A 22196-nucleotide genomic window follows, 5' to 3' on the forward strand; every position below is an offset into this window, starting at 1 on the left:
GCCGTGCGCCATCGGAAAGCTCCGATGGCGCACGGCCGGTCCGGACAGAAGACCTTCGCACCCGCCCTGACGGCCGGACGCATCATGATGTAGGCGATGTTCCTAGGCGCCGAGCTTCGCTCCGCAGTTCATGCAGAACGCGTCGTCGTCACCCACCGCAAAGCCGCATTGGGGGCACACCCGTCCCCCAGCTGCCACAGGGGCAGTGGACTGCGTCTGCACGAGCGCCGCTTGGACATCTACCATGGACTTGCCGCAACCGCTGCAGAACCGATCGGTCGCTGCCATGCGCGTCCCGCAGAACGGGCACGTCACCGACTGCGCCGCCTGAGCCTCTTCGGCCGCCTGGCGCTCGAGCTCATCGATCTCGCCCTGCAGCGATGCACGCTCGGCGTCGATGGCGGCGATGTCGTCGTAGAGCCCCTCGCGTCCGCTTCGGAACTCCGGGTTGTCCTTCGTCTCCTCGTACAGGCTCGCGCCCAGCTGGGCGGCAAGGGCCTGGCGGCGCTTCATGGCCTCGCTCATCTGCGCGCGCAGCTTGGCCACGCGCGCCGTGCGCCCGGTCGCGGCGACGCCGCGGTTGATCGTCGACTGAACATCATCAAGAAGACCCATGGGATCGCTCCCCTCTCGCATGCTGCCGCCAAACACCGGCGCAGCAGGTGGAATACGACGAAGCATTGAAATGAGGCCCCGCACCTCGCACGGGGCGTTACCGCCAGTATATCCCCTTCAACACCACGCGGCGTATGCCGACAAACAGCGATCGCCCCTGCACCCCGCCGCGGGATACAGGGGCGATCGCGCTTCAGCCGAAATGTCCGCAGACGATGCCGCCGCTTCGCGAGCCGACGGCTACCCCACCTTCACGATGGGGGCGAAGCCCTTCATCAGGCGCTTCGTCTGGCCGGTCTTGTCGAACTGAACCTCGATCATATCGCCTTCAGCCGAAATGACCCTGCCGGTGCCAAACGTCTTGTGGCTCACGGTATCGCCCGGGGCGAACGTCTCCGCGGCCTTTGCGGCGTCGGGCTTGCGTTGCACGACCGAGCCGCCCGAGGCGCCGGCGTACCGGCGCGGCTGGCCGGACCCGAACGTCGCCGGCGCGCGGCCGGCATCGGGGCTGATGCCGGTATGGCGCGACACGCCCGCCGTGCCGGTCGAGCGCGTATACGAGCCGAACACGCGGCCGCCGTACATATCGGATCCCGTACCGGAACCGAACGTGCCGCGGCGGTCGCCGCGCTTCTCCCAGCCCGTACCCTCGAAACCCGAGGAGCCGATGCCGGAAAACTCGATATCGGCGTCGGGGATCTCGTTCACGAAACGCGAGCGGGGATTTGCCTGCGTGGAGCCGTAGGTGCGACGCGTCGCCGCGTACGTCAGGAACAGGCGCTTGCGGGCGCGCGTGATGGCGACGTAGGCCAGGCGGCGCTCCTCCTCGAGCTTGGCCGGGTCGTCAGCGGCGGCGAAGCCCGCGACGTGCGGGAAGATGCCCTCCTCCATGCCCGCGACGAACACCACGGGGAACTCCAGGCCCTTGGCGGAGTGCACCGTCATCATCGTGATGGCGCTCGCCTGGCCGGAAAGCGCATCGAGATCGGAGCGCAGGGCGAGCCACTCGAGCAGCGCCGGCAGGGCGGCGCAGGCGAGCGGCCCGTAGGTGCGCTCGATCTCGTCGGCGACCTGCGCCGCGTGCATGGGCTCGGTGCGCGCAGCGGCCATCGTGTTGCCCGCGATCATCTGCGCAAGCGCCTCCTGGGCGCTCGTCAGCGGCGCGGCGAGGGCATCGAGCGGGTTGCCCGGTGCGGCCTCGCGACCCGCATCGGCGGGCGCGGGCGCCACCGGTGCCGGCTCCCCCTCGTCTGCAATGCCCGCGGCGCGCAGCTCCGCCAGGCTCTCGAGCGTGCCCTCGATATCCTCATGGGTCTCCTCGAACTCAGCCGCCACGCCCAAGAACTCCTGGATGTTCTCGGCGCGGCTCTCCGCCTCCATCGTGCCCTCGGCGCGATAGGACTGGACGAGCCCCGCCTTGTCCACGATGGCATCGACCACGTCCTTGAGCTCGCCGTCCATGCGGCGCCCCTCGCGCACGATGCCCACGAAGTCGGCAAGGCCGGAGCGCACCTTCGCCGAGAACATGCCCGTCTCGGCACAGGCGAGCTCGCACGCCTGGAAAAACGAGCAGCGGTTCTCCTGGGCGAGCATCTCGATCTTGGCGATCGAGGTCGAGCCGATGCCACGACGCGGCGTGTTGATGACGCGCTTCACGCTCATCTCGTCGGCGGGGTTCACGATCATCTTCAGGTAGGCCATGACATCGCGGATCTCGGCGCGGTCGAAGAAGCGCGTACCGCCCACGATGCGATAGGGCACGCCGGCGCGCAGGAACATATCTTCGAGGATGCGCGACTGTGCGTTCGTGCGGTAGAACACCGCGATGTCGTCGTATCCCGTGCCGGCGTCGTGCAGCTTGTCGATCTCGGCAGCGATCCAGCGCCCCTCGTCGCGCTCGTCGCTCGCCTGATACGCTTGGATCTTCTCGCCGTCGCCCTCCTGGGTGAACAGGCGCTTGTCCTTGCGCTGCGAGTTGTGACGCACCACGGCGTTGGCCGCCGCGAGGATGTGCCCGGTCGAGCGGTAGTTCTGCTCGAGCTTGACCACCTTCGCGTTCGGGAAGTCCTTCTCGAAATCGAGGATGTTCGTGATGTCGGCGCCGCGCCATGAGTAGATGGACTGGTCGTCGTCACCCACGACCATGAGGTTCTGATACTTGGCGGCGAGCAGGTTCGCGATCTCGTACTGAACGTGGTTGGTGTCCTGGTACTCGTCGACGCTGATGTAGCGGAAGCGGTCCTGATAGCGCTCGAGCACCTCGGGGCGCGTGCGCAGAAGCTCCAGGGCGCGCACGAGCAGGTCATCGAAGTCCATGGCGTTCGCTGCGCGCAGGCGGCGCTCGAGCTCGTCGTAGACGCGCGCCGCTTTCTCGGTCTTGGGGTCGTCAGCGCGCTGCGCCATCTCCGAGGGCGAGATCATGGCGTTTTTCGCCGCCGAGATCTTCGAACGGATCATGTTGATCGGATACTGCTTCTGGTCGATATCCATCGACGACATGATGTCGCGCACCAGGCGGCGCGAGTCGTCATCGTCGTAGATGGTGAACTGGCCGGTGTAACCGAGCAGGTCGGCGTCTTCGCGCAGCATGCGCACGCACATGGCGTGGAACGTGCACACCCACATACCGCGCGTGCCGCCGGGCAAAAGACCCTGCAGGCGCTCGCGCATCTCGGCGGCCGCCTTGTTGGTGAACGTGATGGCGAGAATCTGCCAAGGGCGCACGCCGAGGTCGGCGATCATGTGCGCAATGCGGAAGGTGAGGACGCGCGTCTTACCCGAGCCGGCACCGGCGAGCACGAGCAGCGGCCCCTCCGTGGTGAGCACGGCCTCCTTCTGCGCGGGATTCAGGCTGTCGATGTCGACCTTGGGGGCCGCGGGCGCCGGCGCGGGCGCATCGTAGACGTCTAGCGGCACCTCCTCGTAGACCGGCTCGGCGGCCGAGAGGGGCACAGCGCGCTCAGCGGGCATGTCGAGCGGCATGGCCTGCTGCTGCCCTGCCGTCTGGCGGGCAGCCTGCATGTTTCTCTCCCACGGTAGCTGTTGCGGCATCGACGACCTCCGACGAACTTGGTGGACCTTCGTTTTGGCCCACTCAGTATAGCCGCCCGCGCGGACACCCATGTCCGCTCCACCAATGCGGCACAGCTGGGTGTCCTCATCGATCAGGATCGCGTCGCCGTGGCGGGTAAGCAGCACGCACACGAGCATGCAGACGCCCATGGCGGCGATATAGGCGAACAGCTGGTTGGCCGCCACGTCCATCACGACGCCCGAAAGGATCGGCGTCGCCACCTGGCCCGCCATCGACAGCGTGTAGTAGTAGCCCGAATAGCGCCCGATGTTGTTCGTGTCGCAGTTCTCCACGAGCATCGTGTACACGCACATGTCGACCGCCCCGAGGGCCGCGCCCATGACGAGGAACAGCGCGTAGAACACCGGGTTGAACCCGGGCACGAGCCACAGGACGACCGGGCATACGACCATGACGAGGGCGGCCATGATGGCGACCTTCTTGCGCCCGATCCGAAGCGAAAGGTTCGCCACGGGCACGTAGCTCGCCAGCGCGCCCACAATCGTCACGATGTTGATGATGGCGTAGCTGCCGCCCGCCAGGCCGTAGAACTCGTCTGCATAGCGCGAGATGTTCGTCGTCATGGCGTTGTAGCTCATGTAGTAGAAAAACGTCGTGGCGAGGATCATGACGACCGAGAAGCGCACCGACGGGTCCGTGATGCGCTGCTTCCCGCCCGCCTCGGGCGAATCGTCCACGTCGATCTGGGACTCCTCGATGCCCATCTCGAGGCTCTTCTCATGCATCCGGCGCACAAGTTCGGGCTCGCGCACCCGCCAGGCATAGATGATTGCGGCGCCCGCGATGAAGATCGCCTGCAGCACGAACAGCGGGATGTAGTCCGGGTGCTCCACGCTCGGCACCATGACGGCGATCGCCACGAGCATGACACCCGTGCCCGCATAGCCGACGATCTTCTCGATGGAATCGGCCTTCGTGCGCAGGGGGCGCGGCGTGATGTCGGCGATGATTGCCACCGTCATCGTGCGGTACATGCAGATCGCGAACAGCGTCAGCAAGATCATGGCGATCAGAAACGGCAGGCTCCCCACCCGATCCGCCACGGCGATCATCGGCACCGCGACCGTCGCGATGGCCGAGCCGATCAGGATGAACGGCGTGCGGCGCCCGAGCCTGCTGGCGCAGCGGTCGGACAGCACGCCGAATATCGGTAGCAGGAACAGGCCGAATACGTTGTCGAGCGCCATGACCGCACCGGTCAGCGTGTCGGAGAGCCCGAACGTGTCCGTCAGGATCTTGGGCACGATGCCGTCATACACCTGCCAGAAGCTGATCATCCCCATGAACGGGAGCGATACGAGCGCGACGCTTTTGACATCAAGTCTGCTCGCCGCCCGCATCGCCGATTTCGATATCGCCATGGTCTTCCCCTTCCCTCAGCACCCGCCCTACGGGTACCCGCATCGAACGTGGAACGGCAGCGCACCCGACCCGCCTCGGCAAGACGGGCTTTGGGCTTGCGCCCCGCAGGTGGCCTAGCGCGCGCCGAGCTTGTCGACCAGCTCGAGATGGCGCAAAAACGCGACGTAGAACTCGATACCGCGCTGGTAGATGCCGACGCCGATGCGCTCGTTGGCCGTGTGGATGAGCTTGCGCGCCTCGCCCGAGTAGATGAACCCGCAGAACCGGTAGACCCGGTCGCAGATGGCGTTGAACTCACGCGAATCCGTGCAGGAGTTCTGCACGTAGGGTGCGCACCCCGCCTCCGGATACACGCCGGCGACGCAGCGGTGGATGTAGTCGAACGCCGGGTCGCGCTCGAATGGGCTGATCGGCGCGGGCTCGGTATGGGCCGCTTCCTCGTTCACCTCGACGCTCACGTGGTCAGGCGACACGCCGCATGCGGCGCACTCCTCGGCGGCCAGGGCGCGGGCCCGCGCAAGGGCATCGGCCACGGTCTCGAACGGCGCGACACGCACGTTGAAGTTCGCCCGGGCGACGGTGGGCAGCACGTTGCGCGCAGCCGATCCCTCGAGCTGCGTGAGCGCGTAGGTCGTACGCAGCATCGCCGCCGTCTCGCCCGAGCCCGCCATGATGGCGGCGACAGCCGGGCGCGTGAGCCAGAGGTTCGCGAACACGAAGCGCATCACCGGGTTGCTCCTGCTCGCGAGCTCGGTGAGCGTCGCATCGACGGCGCGGGTGAACTCCGGCTTGCCCGGATGCGCGGCGATGCGCTCGCAGACGCGCGTCAGAAGGCGCGTCGCGTCGTTCGCATCGGGCGTGGACGCGTGGCCGCCATCGGCCCGCGCCGTCACCGTGAAGTCGACATGGCCCTTTTCCGATACGCCGACCATCGCGATCGGCACATCCACGCCGAGCGGCACGTCCGTGGCGACGGCACCGCCCTCATCGAGCACCATATACGGACGGATGCCGCGATCGCGCAGCCACGCCACGGCATCGCGCGCGGCGGAGCCGGAGATCTCCTCGCCGTTCGAGGAGAAGTAGTACACGTCGCGCGGCGGTCGATACCCCTGGGTAATCAGGTACTCGGCGGCCTCGAAGAACGCCCCGATGATGCATTTCGTATCGAGCGCGCCGCGCGCCCAGATCTCGCCGTCGACGATATCCGCCGCAAAGGGGTCGTGCTCCCACGTCTGGCCGTCGGTGGGCACCACGTCATGGTGGGCCATGATGACGACGGGGTCGAGCGCGCTGTCAGCGCCCGGCCAGCGCATGAGGATGCCGAACTCGTCAATCATCGTGAGGCTGCAGGCAGAAAAGGTCCGGGGATAGAGCTGACGCAGCGTCGGCACCCACCGCTCGAACGGTTCGCGATCCAGCCGCGCGGGATCGTCGCGCGAGACGGTCGGGATGCGCAGCAGGGTCTGGAAGCGCGCGACGGCGTCGTCGCCCGCGCGATACTCCCCCGCATCGAGCGGAGGCCCCACGGGTACCGCCGGTTTGAGCGCTGCCGCCCGGGCGGCGCCGCGCACGGCCACGGCACCGAGCGCCGATCCCGCGGCGATACCCGCCGCTGCCGCTAACGCTTTCATCGCACGTGATGCGCACATGATGGACCTCCCTGTGCCGCTTTTCTTAACTAAAGTGACATGCTAGCACGTTAAGGAGGAAAAACAGGGACGGGTGTCCTCATGGGGGACGGGGTCGCTACAGGATGCCCATGGGGCGCAGCACGAGGAAGTACAGCAGCACAAGCACGCCCAGGATGATGCGGTAGACGCCGAAGCCCTTGAAATCGTGGCGGCGCACGAAGTTCATGAGCCAGCGGATGGCGATAAGCGACACGACGAACGCCGTCAGGCAGCCCACGGCCATGATGGCGAGCTCGTTCGTCCCAAAGGTACCGCCATCGAACAGCACGTACTTCACGAGCTTGAGGGCGCTCGCGCCGAACATGACCGGAACGGCCAGGAAGAACGTGAACTTCGAGGCGACAGCGCGCGTGCAGCCGAGCAGCAAGCCGCCGATGATCGTGGAGCCCGAGCGCGAGGTGCCGGGGATGAGCGACAGGATCTGGAAGCAGCCGATGCCGAATGCGGTCTTGAACGAGAGGTCCTCGAGCGTCGTGATGGAACCGAAGTCGGTGTCCTCGTCGACTGTGGCCGCAGCATCAGCGGGGCGCGGCGCGAAATGCGCTCCCGCGGGACGGCCCACCGCAAGCTCGCCGCTCTCGATCATGCGGCGGCGCCGGGACGCCCTCCAGTTCTCGATCACGATGAAGGCGATGCCGTAGACGATGAGCGCAGCGGCGACCACCACGGAGTTGTAGAGATGCTCCTCCATGAAGTCGTCGAGCGGGATGCCCACCACGGCCGCGGGGATGCAGCCGAGCACGATCTTGCCCCAGAGCTTCCAGGTATCGCGCCGGCCCGTCTTGCCCTTGGAGGGGGAAAACGGATTCAGCTCATGGAAGAACAGCACGCACACCGCCAGGATGGCGCCCAGCTGGATGACCACCTGGAACATGTTCCAAAACTCAGGGGTCACGTTGAGCTTGACGAACTCGTCGACCAAGATCAGATGGCCCGTCGACGAGATGGGCAGCCACTCCGTGATGCCCTCGACGACTCCCAGAAACGCTGATTTCAGCAGCTCGATGATGTCCACGGTCAGTCCTCCGCGCCATGCCGCGCCCCGCCGGGCGATCGAATCCGATGCGATGCCCCATTATCGCGCCCGCCGGCGCACCCGGGGCATAAATGCCCGCGCGTTCACAGAATAATAAGGAGCGCGCGGTATAGCTCAGGGTATAACCGAAACAAGGCAGCCAGGCGGCGTGCGCACGGACGGCGCGGCCGCATACCTGAAGGAGGCAGTCATGAACGAGGGTTATTCCAAGATATTCGTTGCACTCGATGGCACCGAGCAGCAGGACTTCGTGCTCGCCCGCGCGATCAAGGTCGCCGCGAACAACGGCGCCAAGCTCTATATCGGCCATGTGATCGACTCCACGGCGCTCGAATCCGCCGGTGCCTATCCGGTCGATCTGGTCAACGGCCTTGAGGAGGCCTTCCGCAACTCCATCGCCGAGCAGGTCGAGGAGGCCCAGGAGAATCCCGACGTCGCCGACGTCGAGATCATCGTGCGCGCCGGCCGCATTCGCGAGACGCTGAAGGACGAGATGCTCGATGTGATCCAGCCTGACCTGGTCATGTGCGGCGCGCGCGGCCTATCGTCCATCAAGTACGCCCTGCTCGGATCCATCTCGACATTTTTGCTCCGCAGCACCGAGTGCGACATCCTCGTCGTCAAGTAACCGGGCACACCATCGCCATCAAGCGCACGGACGCACGGTAAGACGGGCGGGCAGCGTGGTTCTCCATGCTGCCCGCCCTGCGTTTGCCCGGCTGCGGCAAGGCCGCGCGCCCGCCCGCTACTCCTGCTCGAAATAGTGCATCTTGTTGTTGGGAAACCGCAGATGGACGGCAAATCCCTCCCCCTCGACGGAATCCGCGGCGACGCCGATGCCCATCTTGCTGCACAGGCGGCTCACCAGATAGAGACCGATACCGGTCGAGCGCTTGCCCGTCCGCCCGTTCTCGCCGGTAAACCCCTTCTCGAAGACGCGCGGCAGATCCGCCGCGGGCACGCCGCACCCGTTGTCGCGCACCGTGAGCACGATCGCCTCACGCGCTGTGCCCGCATCCACCATGCGTCCGGAAAACTCGATGACCGCCCCGTCCGAGCACGCGTACTTCACGCTGTTCTGGATGAGCTGGCCCAAGATGAACACCATCCACTTGTCATCGGTGAAGACCTCGAGGTCGAGTCCACGGCGCATCGGCGCGACATGGGCGGCGATCATCGAGCGCGCGTTCGCCTTGATCGCCTCGGTCACCAGCTGCTTGAGCGAGTGGCTCCGGATCAGGTAATCGCGGTCGAGTGCCTCGGAGCGCGCGAAGAACAGCGCCTGCTCGATATAGGTCTCCACACGGTCGAGCTCCTCCTCGAGCGCGTCGGCCTTGTCGCACACGCGCTCCGCGATCTCTCCCGCCGGCACGGCGTCGACCAGATTCTCGAGCATGAGGTGCGCCGCCGCGAGCGGGGACTTCGCCTCGTGCACCCAGGCCTCGATGTACTCCCGGTAGTCGGACGCCTGACGGCGGCACGTCGACACGTCGTCGTTTGCCGCCTTGGATATGGCGCGCAGGGCGTCGTAGGCGACCTCCCCCTCGATGAAGTCGGGACGGTCGACCATCTCCGCGATCCACAGCGGATGCTCGATCTCGCGCGCGCTCGTCATCAAGTCGCTGTAGAACGGGCGACGGCGCAGATAGTCGACGATGCTCGCCAACACCGCCGCGACCGCGATCATACTTGAGATGAGCAGGTAGACCGAGATGGAGACGCCCGTGACGGCGAGCACGAAGCACACGAGCGCGATCAGGCAGATGCAGATGAGGATGCTCGAAAGATGCGAGCGCAGGTAGTCGGCGTACGACATGGCGCGCCTACACCGAGTAGCCGCGGCCGCGATGCGTCGCCAGATAGCCCGTGACCCCGATACGCTCGAGCGTGTTGCGCAGGCGGTTGATGTTCACGGTCAGGGTGTTGTCGTCGATGAAGGCGTCGGAGTCCCACAGGTCGCGCATGATGGCCTCGCGCGACACGATGGTCCCCGCGTGGCGCATGAGCAGCGACAGGATGCGCATCTCGTTTTTCGTCAGCTCGACCTGCTGGCCGTTGGCAGATGCCGTCGAGCGGGAGCAATCGAGCTCGAGGCCGTTGTGCGAAAGGACGTTGCGCTCGGGCGCGGCCGACATCCGGCGCAGCAACGCCTGGATGCGCGCGACGAGCACCCGCGAGCTGTAGGGTTTGGGCACGAAGTCGTCGGCGCCCATGGTCATGCTCATGACCTCGTCGATCTCGGTCGTACGCGACGTCAGGACGATGATGGGGACCTCTGAGCGCACCCGCAGGTCACGGCAGACGAACTGGCCGTCGGTGCCGGGCAGGGTGAGATCGAGCAGCACGAGGTCGGGATCGGCGGCCACGATATCGTCGACGACCGTGTCGAACACCTCGCAGGCAGCCGTCTCATACCCGTTGCGCCGGAGTACTTGGGCAAGCTCGGTGCGGATGGCGGCGTCGTCTTCGACGATGTAGATGAGCGGCATGGCGGCTCCTCCAGACAGGTGAGGTCCCTCCACCCCATTATGCCGCGGCAGGACACCCGGAACCACCGGCGCGAGCGAGCTTGCAGCAATGTAAGGCGCACGCGGGTTCGCATGCGCCCCATCCGAGCGAACGCGCCGCTACGAGAAGAGCTTCGCCACGCCATCCGCCAAAAAGCGCACGAGCGCAGCATCTTCTTGCGCGTTCGCTTCCCCGGCACTTGCCACGGGCACCACGCCGTGCTCGTCGGACACCAGGGCGCACGCACCCTCGAGCGCGGCGCCCGCGCCCGCGCGGAGCACGTCGTGCCCACAGGTTGCCGCCAGCTGCTCCACGAGCGTCATCGAGCCGCAGACGTGCTCGTCGGCATCAGCCGCCACGAACAGGGTCCCCTCGCAGACCGAGCAGAGGACCTCGGGCGCAACGCCGGTTTCAGCGCGCTCCGCTGCGGCAAGCTCGGCGCGGGCGAAAAGCGCCTCGACCGAGGTGTCGGAAAGCGGCTCATAGGCCCCCACCGTCATGGCGGCGTTGCCGTTCGTGTCGATCACCAGCATGAGCACGCCGTCGGGGTCGGGATAATCGCCCTCGGCAAGCGACCACTCCACGTGTTGCTTCGCCCAGCTGAGCATGTTGTGGGTGAGCGGCGCCCCGTTGACCGTACGCTGCGAGAGCGCCCGGATGTGCCGGTTCAGCAACGGCACCGTCCGGTGGGCCATGCGCCAGCGGCACACGAGCGCGGGCTGGTCGAGCCGAAACTCGGCGGCCCGCTCCTGCTGCTCGCAAAACTCCTCGTAGGCACGCTGCTCCTCGGGAGAGGAAAACAGGTCCGCAAGCGTCTCGTCCGATGCCATGCCGCATTCCCTTCTTGTCATACGTCGTTGCCGCCCCATGATACTGCACGGCAAAAAACGGCTGCCCTCCCATGCGGGAAAGCAGCCGCAAATCATCATCGCGGCGAATCGCGATACCGAGCGCTCTGTCGACTAGTGGCGGAAGTGGCGCGCGCCCGTGAAGACCATCGCGATGCCGTGCTCGTTGCAGGCCTCGATGGACTCATCGTCGCGCTTGGAGCCGCCGGGCTGGATGATGCAGGTCACACCATGCTCGGCAAGCACGTCCACGTTGTCGCGGAACGGGAAGAACGCGTCGGATGCGCAGGCGAAGCCGCCCTTCTCCCAGCCCATGCGCTCGCAGGCGTCCTCGGCGCGCTCGCAGGCGAGCAGCGCGGAGTCGACGCGGTTCGGCTGGCCGGGACCCATGCCGATGCCGGCGTTGTTCTTGGAGATGAGGATGGCGTTGGACTTCACGCCCTTGCACACGCGCCAGGCGAACATGAGCTCGGCCATCTCCTCATCGGTCGGCTTGCGCTCGGTCGGGCAGGTGAACGTCGCCGGGTCCTCGGTGACGGTGTCGACGTTCTGCACGAGCACGCCGCCGTCGATGGAGCGCAGCTCGACGCTCGCGTGGCCGTCCGCGCCACCGGTCGCGAGCACGCGGAGGTTCGGGCGCTTGGCCATGCGCTCGAGCGCTTCAGGCGTGTAGCTCGGGGCGATGATGACCTCGACGAACTGCTTGTTCTCGTCGGCGAAGTGCTCGACGAGCTCATAGGGCACCTCGCGGTTGCAGGCGATGATGCCGCCGAAGGCGCTCTTGGGATCGCAGGCGAAGGCGCGGTCATAGGCGGCGGTGATGTCCTCGGCCACCGCGGAACCGCACGGGTTCTGATGCTTCAGGATGACGCACGCCGGGCCGTCGAACTCGCGCACGAGATTCCACGCGGCGTCGGCATCGAGATAGTTGTTGTAGGAGAGCGGCTTGCCCTGGACCTGCTCGGCACCCACGAGCGGGTTGGCCGAAGACGCCTTGGCGGCGAAGTCGTCGGCGAAGCGGTAGACCGCGGCGGACTGCTGCGGGTTCTCGCCGTAGCGAAGGTCGTCGACCTTCTCCAGGTGCAGGTCGATCGTCGCGGGCGCGACCTCGGAGGCCTCCTCGCCCGCGGCCTGCTCGCCCAGCCAGGTGGCGATGGCCGTGTCGTAGGCGGCGGTGGTCTGGTAGACCTTCAGCTGCAGGCGGCGACGAGTCTCAAGCGTCGTCGCGCCATCATGCTCGGACATCTCGACGAGCACCGCGGCGTAATCGGCGGGATCGGACACCACGGTCACGGAGTCGGCGTTCTTCGCCGCGGAGCGCAGCATCGAGGGGCCGCCGATATCGATATGCTCGATGGCGTCGGCAAACGTCACGTCGGGGTTCGCCACCGTCTTCTCGAACTCGTAGAGGTTCACGACAACCATGTCGATCATGCCGATACCGTGCTCGGCCGCCTCGGCCATGTGCTTCGGGTCGTCGCGGCGCGCCAGCAGGCCACCGTGCACCTTGGGGTGCAGGGTCTTGACGCGGCCGTCCATCATCTCGGGGAACCCGGTGTAGTCCTCGATGGGCACGACGGTGACGCCGCCCTCCTGCAGCGCACGAGCCGTGCCGCCGGTTGAGATGATCTCCACCCCATAGACCGTCTGCAGCTCGCGCGCGAACTCGACGACCCACTTCTTGTCGGTCACCGAGATCAAGGCGCGCTTGATCTTCACGTCAGTTGCCATGCAACCCCTCCTTCTCGTCGGCGCCCGCGGCGGTCGTACCTTCAACGGACGCATGGAACATATCTAATGTAGCGCATGCGTCCGGCACCGGCCGCCCCGGAGGCAATCGATTTTGAAGAAAATGCCGAGACCGCGTGACGCTTTGGCGAAAAACGGGCGCGAATCGGCGATGCCATGAAGCCACCACGATTTTGTCCTCACCAGGTGATAGAACGGAACGCGAGAAAGCATCGCTCGCACACCACGCCGGGAGGCAACCATGGTTTCGAAAGTCCTGTATCGCCCCTTCGAGGAGTCGGACTTCGATGAGATCGCACGAATCATGCAGGCGCAGTGGCACGCCTCGGAGGCTGCCGCGGACGCCTACAACTTCCTCGAGGCATGCGACGACCTCGCCTACTGCCTCTCGCTCTCCACGTTCTCGCAGGTCGCCCTCGTCGACGATGCGCCGCGCGGCATCGTGCTCGCCCGCGCCGGTGAGGCGGACGGCGCCTGGGTCTCGCGCTGGCAGGCAGCCTCGGAGGACTTCATGGAGCAGATGAACGCCATCGACCCGGCGGCACTCGCGCGCTACCGTTCCTTTATTGACGCCACGGTCCGCATCAACGACCGCCTCGTCGAGCAGAGCGCCGTCGACACCGCAAGCGAGGTCACGCTGCTCGTCGTCGACAAGACCGCACGCGGGCTCGGCATCGGGTCGGTGCTGTTCGACGCAGCGCGCGACCATGTTGCCGCAGAGGGGCTCCCGTATGCCTACCTCGCCACCGACACCGATTGCGACTGGAAGTTCTACGAGGCGCACGGCATGAAGCGCGTGGCGCGCTACCGCACGACGCGCGACGAGCGCAAGCTTCTGCCACGCGAGATGTACCTGTACCGCATGGTGGCCTAGAGCGAGCCCCGCACCCTGCAGCAACGCCTTCGGCTAGAACGTGCCGCCGCCTCCGCCGCCGACGCCCCCGCCGCCTCCGACGGAGAAGCCGCCGCCCATGCCGCTGCCCGACGCATCGACGCTCGCGGCAAGCGCGGCGATCGAGGCCGCCTGGATGCCGCGGAACGAATCGGTGGGTGAACTCAGCTGGCCGTGCGGATAGCACCACCAGTAGATGGGATAGTAATAGCCGCCGGAGGCGTCCTCGCGCATCTCGCGCGGGACGGCGTCGGCGAGCCGGCGAAGCACCTCATCGGACACGCCGAGCGCGACGGCAAGCACGAGCAGCTTGTTCCAGAGAATCAAGTCGGCGGGAACCGCCTCGTCAAGGCGCGTGAAGTCCTCGAGCCAGCGCTTGAGCGCCGCGCACCGCGCGCGCAGCTCGACACCTTCCGGCGAGTACACGCGATACGTCATGGCAACACACACCGCCGCAACGAGCAGCACGATGGAGATAACGAGCGCGGCGATATTGGCGAAATCGGTGAACACGAAGAAGATGAGCGAGAACAGCCCGAGCACGACGGCGGCGATCGCGACGGCCGTCTTGATAGAGCTGCCATCCGACTTCACGAGACCGCGAAGCTCGAGCGCCGCCTCCACCTCCGCCTTGAAGTCGTCGACGCGCTCCTTGTAGGCCTGAGCATCATGCTCGGCCTCGTACTTCACCTGGTCGAACGTGATCTCGGCGCGACCGGTGTCCCCCTCGCCGAAGTAGAGCGACAGCGCCGCGCGGTCGATGGGGTCAGTTGCCGCCCCGCGGTCGACAAGACGCAGGCTGTAGTGCTCGTCGCGCTTCTTGCCCAACAGGCCGCTCTTCTCGACCGTCTGCACCTCGAGCGTCACGACATGTTCGTCGGTGAGTTTCATGAGCGTCGCCACGAAGGCGCGGTCGGGCACCTCGCCTCCCTCCATGAAGGCAGAGATCACCGCGGGATGGTCGGATGAGGGAACGTCCCTGAAATAGGTCTCCTGGAACACCGGCTTTGCGCTGCGCCCGCGCGTGAGCTTGAAGTAGACGACGATAGCCAGCATGATCGCCGGCACGGCCACCTGAATCGCCCCGCCGACGCCCACGACGGTGCGCGCCCGCTCGCGCTCGGCGTTCGTGCGGGCCGCCCAGTCCTGCTCCTGGGCCAAGATGGTCGACATGCGCTCCTCGCCGGCGGCAACAAGACCGGGGACCCATGCCGATGGGAAGGCGATGCGCAGCTCGGCGGTCTCACCCGAGCGGACGCGCGGGATGTCGACGCGGACGTTCGGCTCCTGCGCATCGAGCGCGACCGTGCCCTCGATGGGCCCATGGGCCCACGCGCGCAGGTTCTGGCCCACCACGGCGCCGACCCCCGATGCGGAGGCGTCGGCAAACGTCACGCGCACGCTGACGTTCTCGGAATCCTCCTCCCAGGCGGGACCGATGAACTTCCAGTAGAGCTCGGCGGTATCGGACCAGGCCATGACGGCACCGCCCATGGTGTAGTCCACCTGCACGTCGAAGCTGTCGCCGTCCTCGTGGGGCGCGAACACCTTGAGCGTCAGCTCGTCGCCGTCGGCTTCCTCGGTATACACACCATCCTGTCCGTTTTCAGCCGCATCGACCTGCTTGAACGTATGCGCCTCGGCACCTTCGCGATTGTCGCGCACCGAGACATCCGTCACGTCGACCGTCGTGGCAATCCCCTGCTGATTCGCCGCGAGCGGAATGCTCCAGTATGAGCCGTTCACATCGTCGTCAACCGTAAACGTTCGCCGCTCGGTTACGTCCAGGCTGCCGTCCTGCTGGACACGCGCCTCAATCTCGACGCCGGCATACGACGTCGCATGCGCCGAGGCGGGCAGAACCATCGCGGCGAGCATCAACGCACAACACAGAGGAAGGACACGGACGAACAGGGCCTCCGCAGCGGACACGAGGCGTTTTCCGGTATGCATGGCGTACCTTTCGATAGATGCGGACAAGCTGCCCCCATTATGCCCGCCGGCCCGCCATCCGCCCCTCACAAATCGGGGACGCTCCCCAACGGCATCTCAATCCGTAAAGGCGTCGCCCCGCCTGCGACGCGCCAGCGTATGCAATATGAATGCGCCCACCCATGTCCGCGCGGATGGGTATACTTTGTTCGAACGTTCAACCATGCCGTCATATCCGGCAGTGCGAGTAAGGAGATTCGCAGATGGCCATCAACGAGAAGGTCGCCGAGGTGCTTGAGGACCAGATCAACAAGGAGTTCTATTCCTCCTATCTGTATCTGACCTTTGCCGATTACTACGAGGACCGCGGTCTCAAGGGTTTTGCCAACTGGTATGAGATCCAGGCCAAGGAGGAGATGGACCACGCCATGGCCATCCGCCGCTACCTGCTCGACAACGACTACAAGCCCACGATGAAGGCCATCGACCAGCCGGACAAGACCTTCGACAACGACCTCGCCCCGCTTGAGGCCGGCCTTGAGCACGAGGAGTACGTGACGGGCCTCATCCACCATTGCTATGAGGTCGCCCACGAGGCCCACGACATCCGCGCCATGCAGATGCTCGACTGGTTCGTGAAGGAGCAGGGCGAGGAGGAGACGAACGCCCGTGACATGATCACGAACATGAAGCTGTTTGGCGGCGACCCCAAGGGCCTGTACGACCTCGACCGCGAGTACCAGACGCGCGTCTACACGCAGATGACCGCCCTGCCGCTCTAAAGCACTCCGCTCTCACGTGATGCGTACATCCCCCACAGCCTATCGGCTGCGGGGGATTTCTTTTTGCAGCAGGTACGCAGAGATGCCACGTACGCTCTTATATACGGGCCTCAAGGAATTCACGAAAATGAGGTAGGTCAAAACCCACGACGCCGCGTCGACGAGCCCCGATAACTCCCGCCTCGATAAGACGTCTGCGATATTGCGCCACTTGTGAGGACGATCTGTCCATGCGGCGCACCAGGTCCTCCATTTTCGAATCCCCCTCGTCTTCAAGCATGGCGGACAAGAATCGAAGGTCTCCCTCCGAAAGATCTCGAAAAGTCGCCTCGAATATCCTCTCCTCCATCTCTGCAAGCGCCAGCTCGACGCCATGCTCAACATCAGAAAGGCTGATGGTCGGCTCATCTGGCCGAATATCCCATGCGCGGTATCCGACAAGCTGAATAAGAAACGGGAAACCGCCCGTCTCTTGAGCCGCAAGGTCGAGCGCATCTTGATCTATCTCACGACCGCCTTCTAAAACGGTGCTCAAAAGCGCATTTCGAACGTCATACGGGCCAACAGGGCCCAATCGAACGCTTTGAGCACGGCGCAAAAACGAAACCGTTTTGTTTGACATGAGAGATGACACATTGTGCGGAAGCCCGGCCATCAGAAGGGCAACCTTTCTCCCTTCTCGAACAAAGTGCCGGTATACCGCTGCGAGCTGAATCATCTCATCGAGCGTAGGATCTATTTCATCGATCGTTATCAGCAAGCCGGTTTCTGCCGATGCAAGAACGTCCAGAATATCAGCCATACGATATCGCCAGTTGGTGAGCTCTCTATCGCTCCGCTCCAGGCTGATCCCACCAAGCGGCGCCACGGAAACGCCCGTCACATGCGAGGATGGCTCCTCTGGCAACAGATGGCGAGCGGCACGACGCGTTCCGATTTCCAGATCTTCAAGCATACCCGGGAGGGCGGTCGCGCTCACTGGAATCCATCCAAGCGATTCTGCCTTGCGCGCCAGCAAAGTCAGAAGGGTCGTTTTCCCCGTACCTCGCGCACCAGAAATAAGCGTAGTCAGCTCCGGCCGCCTACGCGTACTTTCAAAAGCCCGCACGATTGGGGCGATTACCTGCTCCCTGCCAGCAACATGCACAGGGATCTCTCCGAATGAGGGGGTGAACGGATTCTCGAAACTCACAAGAACCTCCCGAACGAGTTGGCAAGCTTACTGCATATCCCTTTGGCCATCTCAAAAGTTCTAAGCTCTTCTAAGTATATCTAAGTTCTTCTAAGTAGTTCTAAGTAGTTCTAAGTAGCTCTAAGTAGTTCTAAGTTTCTCTAAGTTCTTATTCGAGGTCAAGCATGCACGCAATCAATTCTTTGCACCTCAAAAACGCTGCGGGCTTCATCCTAAAGAACGACATCCAGGCCGTTCGATAGAACAACCTGCCTCCCATACGCACTCGTCTTCCCGGCTACATCATCTCGTGCGACGAAACTACAGACAGCAAGATCCTATTGGAGCGTCCCAGCAACCCGCACCCGGCCCGATGCGCCGCGAAGCGAGTATCATGATGCGGACATCCACTATGCCGTCGCGCCAGATAGATGGCGCGACGCATCGCGACGAGAGCGGAACAGCATCATGAACGCAGACAACCAGGACACCTCGGTGGTGCACGCGGGCGTCGTCGGGCGCTTCGCCCCTTCCCCCTCGGGCCGGATGCACCTGGGCAACATCTTCTCGGCGCTCATCGCCTGGCTTTCCGTACGTGCCGCAAACGGTCGCATGGTCCTGCGGATCGAAGACCTCGATCCGCGCTGCGCGGACCCCGAACGCGCCGAGCAAATCATGGCCGATCTGCACTGGCTCGGCCTCGACTGGGACGAAGGCCCCATCTACCAGCATGACCGCCTGGAGGTCTACCGAACAGCCGTCACCGAGCTTCAAGACCGCGGGCTCGTCTACCCGTGCTTCTGCTCGCGCGCCGAGCTCCACGCGGCAAGCGCGCCCCATGCGAGCGATGGGACCCCCATGTACGCCGGTACCTGTCGGAATCTCACGCCTGACGAGATCGCGGAAAAGAGCCGCCTCCGCCCCGCCGCCCTGCGCCTGCGCGTGCCCGCGGAGGACGATCCGGCAGGAACCATCGCGTTTTCTGATTGCGTGTTCGGAGACCACAGCGAAACACTGGCGCACGACTGCGGGGATTATCTCATCCGCCGCAGCGACGGCGTATTCGCCTACCAGCTCGTTGTGGTAGTCGATGACGCCGAAATGGGCGTCACTGAGGTTGTGCGCGGACACGATCTGCTCTCGTCGGTTCCCCGGCAGATCTATCTCCAGCGGCTGCTGGGATATCCCGAACCCGCCTATGCGCACGTCCCCATGCTGGTTGCACCCGATGGGCGCCGCCTGTCCAAGCGCGAGCACGACTGCGACATGGGGGAACTCAAGCGCACGTTCGGCACGCCCGAACGCCTCCTGGGCAAACTCGCTCACGCGGCGGGCCTTACCGAAGATGACGAACCGCACAGCGCCGCGCAGCTTGTCGATACCTTCTCATGGAACACGGTGCGTGCCCACCGTAATGACATCGTTATCGGCGAGGCATTCTTCGCGTAGCCGCCCACTAACCTGTGGAAGAAGCGAACTCCCCTCCGCCGCATTCGATGTGCAAGAAAATACCCCTTGCGCATCGAGCCACACGTGCGCTAAGATAAGCGTCACTGTTCCGGAGAGCTGACCGAGAGGCCGAAGGTGCTCGCCTGCTAAGCGAGTATTCCCCACAAGGGAATCTGGGGTTCGAATCCCCAGCTCTCCGCCAGTTTGAACTGAGAAGCCCGTCACCCTCGCGGTGGCGGGCTTTTTGCTATCGAGCGCGCTGGGGATTCGAACCCTTTAGGGCCCCATGCTGCGCAAAGCGCGTAAGCGTCTTTGCCAGCATGGGTCGCAAGGAGACCGGAGGTCTCCGCAGCGTAGGGCTGCCGCAAAAGCGGCAGCTGACATCCCCAGCTCTCCGCCAGTTTGAACTGAGAAGCCCGTCACCCTCGCGGTGGCGGGCTTTTTGCTATCGAGCGCGCTGCACGCCGTCAGCCCGTGACCCACAGCAGAGACTTGCTCAGCACTCCCAGCTCGTCGGCACCGTGCATGCGCCACATGCAGTAGACGCAGCGCGCGGCGATGTGGAGAAACCCTTCGTCCATAAGCTGCACAGCGGCATCGGCAACCTGGTTGAACAACTCGGGCATCGGGTTTATCGGGATGTCCGCGGCCTGTGCTATGGCGGTCGCCTGCACAAGCCCCAGCCGTCCTTCCACCCCCAGGCGGCGCATCAGCTCGCTTTCCTCCTCATACGCGACCGGGCTGATCTGCTCGCCACGCGGCACCAACCGGTAGCACGCGAGCGCTACGAGCTGATCCCCTTGGTTCCAGTACGCGAACGCCAAGCGATAGAGCAGGTAGGCAATCGACTCACGGTCGAACGCGACGCGCAGACCGTGCTTCGCCACGTCAATCACCTCGTCATACCTCTTGAGACGCGCCAGCACGCTGATGAGCGTGAAGTGCGCCTGCATCGATGTTGCCGCGATATCCACCAACTTGCGCGCCTCAACGAGCGCCCGCTCGTAGGCACCGAATCGGACATACATGTTGCACAGGTCCTGTCGCGCCATGAACAGGGCGTCCGGGACGCGATGGATGCGCGTCGTGCGATCGTCGATCAACAACGGCAGGATGATCCTGCCCAGCTGGTTCTCGCAGAACTGGGATTGCACGGGATGCGGCGCCAGCAGCTCCACCTCGACGCACGACGCCTCCATCTCCTCCACCAGTGAATGCAGACTCGACTCCGCCGCATCGGGATCGCCCTCGGTCGTCGCGCGGATTTCGTCGAGACGCGCACGATACGCGTCATTCGGGGGATCCATCACGTTGAGCTCTTGAGCCGTGTCGGCACACAGCAGGTTCTTCAGGCCCTCCGGCAGCGGTCGGTCATCGAGCGCGGGGTCGCATCGCAGCAATCGGTCGGCAATCGGCGCGAAGCTCCCGGACACCTCGCGAGCGCTCCGCAGCGCCTCAATCGCCGCAGCGCCCTCGAGCGGCTCGTCGGCCAGGCGGTGCGCCAGCGGCACGAACCGCACGAGAAACTCGGAACGTTCGAAGCGGTACATACTATCCGTCCCATCGGTACCCATGGCATCGACGCGGCAGCCGCTCACGCGAGGACTTGCCGAAAACGCCGCCGCCGCGAGCACCATGCCCATGCGACAGCCCAACTCGCGCGCCACGCGCGCACGCGCCTGGTCGTCGAGCGTCCGCCACGCCGACAGATGTGCATCGTATGCCTCATAGGGCACCGCATCGATATCGGGTGCGCGGAACTGAACGGCGATTTCCCCTGACCGAGCATCGTAATCGAACAGGTACTCGAGACGCACTAGCATGTTGAGATGCTCGCAGAGCTCCGTGAAGTGCATGCGCACATCCCACTCGCCGCCCAGCTGCGCCGAGACCGTTCCCGGGGCGCTCATCGCGCAATGCCCTCGCCCACCGTCGGAAAGCAGCTTGTCCACCTGAGCGACCGTCGATCGCAGACCATCCCAATCGAGCTCGGAGCACACCTGCTCATCGGGCGACGAGAAGATGGCCTCGAGCCCCGCGCCGATGCGATCGAGCACATGCGACAGCCGGTTGAGCGCAGCCTCCACACCTAGCAGGAAGGCGAAGTCATCGGCTGACACGCTCGCACGGTCGAAATTGAGGTAGAACCCTCCCATCGACTCGATGCGCGCCAAGGTGACGCCGCTCTGCGCCGTGAGGGCGCGCAGGCGCGGAAGATCGATACGGGAGAGCACGCGACGCGCATACTGCTCGATACCCAGCGGACGCTCGCGAGCCTCGATGCGATACAGCAGCGTGGCGATGGCATCGGAAAGCGCTGCCTGGCCGAAATCGCGAAACAAGGTAACCGGGGTATTCGAAACCCCCTGTTCAGACGCTTGAGTTGCCTGCATCTGCCGACCCGCCCCCGCGCTTCGCGGGGAAAAGACGCAGTGCTCCAGGTACATCGACGCCAGAAACTCCCGATACGGCATCGAGCGGCCGGGCGTCGACTCGTCTACAACTTCCTGCATACCACCCGCGACCGTACCGCGATAGCGCGCCACCCGTTCGAGACTACCCGAGGCGTCGCGTGCGAACACCTCTCCGCCCTCCGCACGCACGCTGCCGGAAAGCTCGAGCGCCGCGGCGGTAGACTCAGGCAGCTCTCGCACGGGAGCTGTGACCGGATAGACGCATCCGGTGCTCAGTACCACGCCGAGCACGGCGACACGAGACCTACCGACGAATTGGACAACGTAGCAGAGTCCGTTCGGCGGCAGGGCGAACGCGTTCCACACGATGCCGAACACCGTGCCCCGAGGCTGACCCGCGATAGTAGGCAGGCGCTTCCTTCTCGCCCGCAGCGGCAACTTGATGATCGTATCCGTTCTCATATGCGATTCCCCCAGCCACACGGCCGAGCGCATTCAGCTGCCGTGCTTTTCATCCTTTTCCTATCTCATTACCCGTAATCCGTGTAACGGGCACACGGTGTCAGGAAGAACCGGCGAAACGGCATGAAGCGTTCGCAAGCGCACGCAGCGCATGTTTCCTCCGGTGAGAAGCTCGTTGCATAATGAAA

15 protein-coding genes, 1 tRNA gene and 1 pseudogene are annotated in these 22196 nt (G+C 64.8%); 5 read left to right on the forward strand and 12 right to left on the reverse strand.

The window, feature by feature from the left end; all coding sequences use genetic code 11:
- Positions 1 to 102 precede the first annotated feature (102 nt).
- The 5 genes and pseudogenes from H6A21_RS08580 to H6A21_RS08600 form a co-directional block, all read right to left on the reverse strand.
- Entirely contained in the window at positions 103 to 615 is a 513-nt protein-coding gene (locus H6A21_RS08580; RefSeq protein ID WP_204562338.1) for a zinc ribbon domain-containing protein, read from the reverse strand.
- A gap of 240 nt (positions 616 to 855) precedes the next feature.
- On the reverse strand, positions 856 to 3636 hold the full coding sequence (locus H6A21_RS08585) for an ATP-dependent helicase (RefSeq protein WP_428840761.1): 2781 nt from the start codon (positions 3634 to 3636) through the stop codon (positions 856 to 858).
- A gap of 180 nt (positions 3637 to 3816) precedes the next feature.
- Positions 3817 to 5070: pseudogene (locus H6A21_RS08590) on the reverse strand (MFS transporter); the annotation flags it as partial.
- 114 nt (positions 5071 to 5184) lie between these two features.
- Positions 5185 to 6723: a M20/M25/M40 family metallo-hydrolase gene (locus tag H6A21_RS08595; protein ID WP_204562339.1), complete on the reverse strand. Its 1539-nt coding sequence runs from the start codon at positions 6721 to 6723 to the stop codon at positions 5185 to 5187.
- Between the two features lie 97 nt (positions 6724 to 6820).
- A complete protein-coding gene (locus H6A21_RS08600; protein WP_204562340.1) occupies positions 6821 to 7780 on the reverse strand; it encodes an undecaprenyl-diphosphate phosphatase in 960 nt (319 codons plus the stop codon).
- Between the two features lie 211 nt (positions 7781 to 7991).
- Here H6A21_RS08600 and H6A21_RS08605 point away from each other — a divergent pair, with 211 nt between their 5' ends.
- Positions 7992 to 8429, forward strand: a complete 438-nt coding sequence (locus H6A21_RS08605) for a universal stress protein (RefSeq protein ID WP_204562341.1) — start codon at positions 7992 to 7994, stop codon at positions 8427 to 8429.
- A gap of 117 nt (positions 8430 to 8546) precedes the next feature.
- Here H6A21_RS08605 and H6A21_RS08610 read toward each other — a convergent pair whose 3' ends face one another.
- The 4 genes from H6A21_RS08610 to purH all read right to left on the reverse strand — a co-directional run bounded on the left by H6A21_RS08610 (position 8547) and on the right by purH (position 12888).
- A complete protein-coding gene (locus H6A21_RS08610; RefSeq protein WP_204562342.1) occupies positions 8547 to 9617 on the reverse strand; it encodes a sensor histidine kinase in 1071 nt (356 codons plus the stop codon).
- Between the two features lie 7 nt (positions 9618 to 9624).
- A complete protein-coding gene (locus H6A21_RS08615) occupies positions 9625 to 10290 on the reverse strand; it encodes a response regulator transcription factor (RefSeq protein ID WP_204562343.1) in 666 nt (221 codons plus the stop codon).
- A gap of 138 nt (positions 10291 to 10428) precedes the next feature.
- The gene (locus H6A21_RS08620) at positions 10429 to 11139 is read right to left on the reverse strand and encodes a hypothetical protein (protein WP_204562344.1); all 711 of its coding nucleotides are present in this window, start codon (positions 11137 to 11139) and stop codon (positions 10429 to 10431) included.
- 132 nt (positions 11140 to 11271) lie between these two features.
- Positions 11272 to 12888, reverse strand: coding sequence for a bifunctional phosphoribosylaminoimidazolecarboxamide formyltransferase/IMP cyclohydrolase (gene purH / locus H6A21_RS08625; protein ID WP_204562345.1), 1617 nt, complete (start codon positions 12886 to 12888; stop codon positions 11272 to 11274).
- Between the two features lie 259 nt (positions 12889 to 13147).
- Here purH and H6A21_RS08630 point away from each other — a divergent pair, with 259 nt between their 5' ends.
- Positions 13148 to 13780 carry a GNAT family N-acetyltransferase gene (locus tag H6A21_RS08630; protein WP_204562346.1) on the forward strand — a complete coding sequence of 211 codons (633 nt, stop codon included), beginning with the start codon at positions 13148 to 13150 and terminating at the stop codon, positions 13778 to 13780.
- A 33-nt stretch (positions 13781 to 13813) separates the two neighbouring features.
- Here H6A21_RS08630 and H6A21_RS08635 read toward each other — a convergent pair whose 3' ends face one another.
- The gene (locus H6A21_RS08635; RefSeq protein WP_204562347.1) at positions 13814 to 15751 is read right to left on the reverse strand and encodes a DUF2207 domain-containing protein; all 1938 of its coding nucleotides are present in this window, start codon (positions 15749 to 15751) and stop codon (positions 13814 to 13816) included.
- 242 nt (positions 15752 to 15993) lie between these two features.
- On the opposite strand from H6A21_RS08635, the gene H6A21_RS08640 reads away from it, so the two are divergent.
- The gene (locus H6A21_RS08640) at positions 15994 to 16512 is read left to right on the forward strand and encodes a ferritin (protein ID WP_204562348.1); all 519 of its coding nucleotides are present in this window, start codon (positions 15994 to 15996) and stop codon (positions 16510 to 16512) included.
- A 97-nt stretch (positions 16513 to 16609) separates the two neighbouring features.
- On the opposite strand, the gene H6A21_RS08645 is transcribed toward H6A21_RS08640, so the two are convergent.
- Positions 16610 to 17704, reverse strand: a complete 1095-nt coding sequence (locus H6A21_RS08645; RefSeq protein ID WP_342636089.1) for an AAA family ATPase — start codon at positions 17702 to 17704, stop codon at positions 16610 to 16612.
- 447 nt (positions 17705 to 18151) lie between these two features.
- Here H6A21_RS08645 and gluQRS point away from each other — a divergent pair, with 447 nt between their 5' ends.
- Positions 18152 to 19132: a tRNA glutamyl-Q(34) synthetase GluQRS gene (gene gluQRS, locus H6A21_RS08650; protein WP_204562349.1), complete on the forward strand. Its 981-nt coding sequence runs from the start codon at positions 18152 to 18154 to the stop codon at positions 19130 to 19132.
- Between the two features lie 111 nt (positions 19133 to 19243).
- Positions 19244 to 19334, forward strand: a tRNA-Ser gene (locus H6A21_RS08655).
- A 265-nt stretch (positions 19335 to 19599) separates the two neighbouring features.
- Here the strand turns inward: H6A21_RS08655 and H6A21_RS08660 are convergent.
- Positions 19600 to 22008 (reverse strand): tetratricopeptide repeat protein, encoded by a 2409-nt coding sequence (locus tag H6A21_RS08660; RefSeq protein ID WP_204562350.1) that lies wholly within the window; start codon positions 22006 to 22008, stop codon positions 19600 to 19602.
- Positions 22009 to 22196 lie beyond the last annotated feature (188 nt).

The organism is Collinsella tanakaei, assembly GCF_016902615.1.
Lineage (GTDB): Bacteria > Actinomycetota > Coriobacteriia > Coriobacteriales > Coriobacteriaceae > Collinsella > Collinsella tanakaei_A.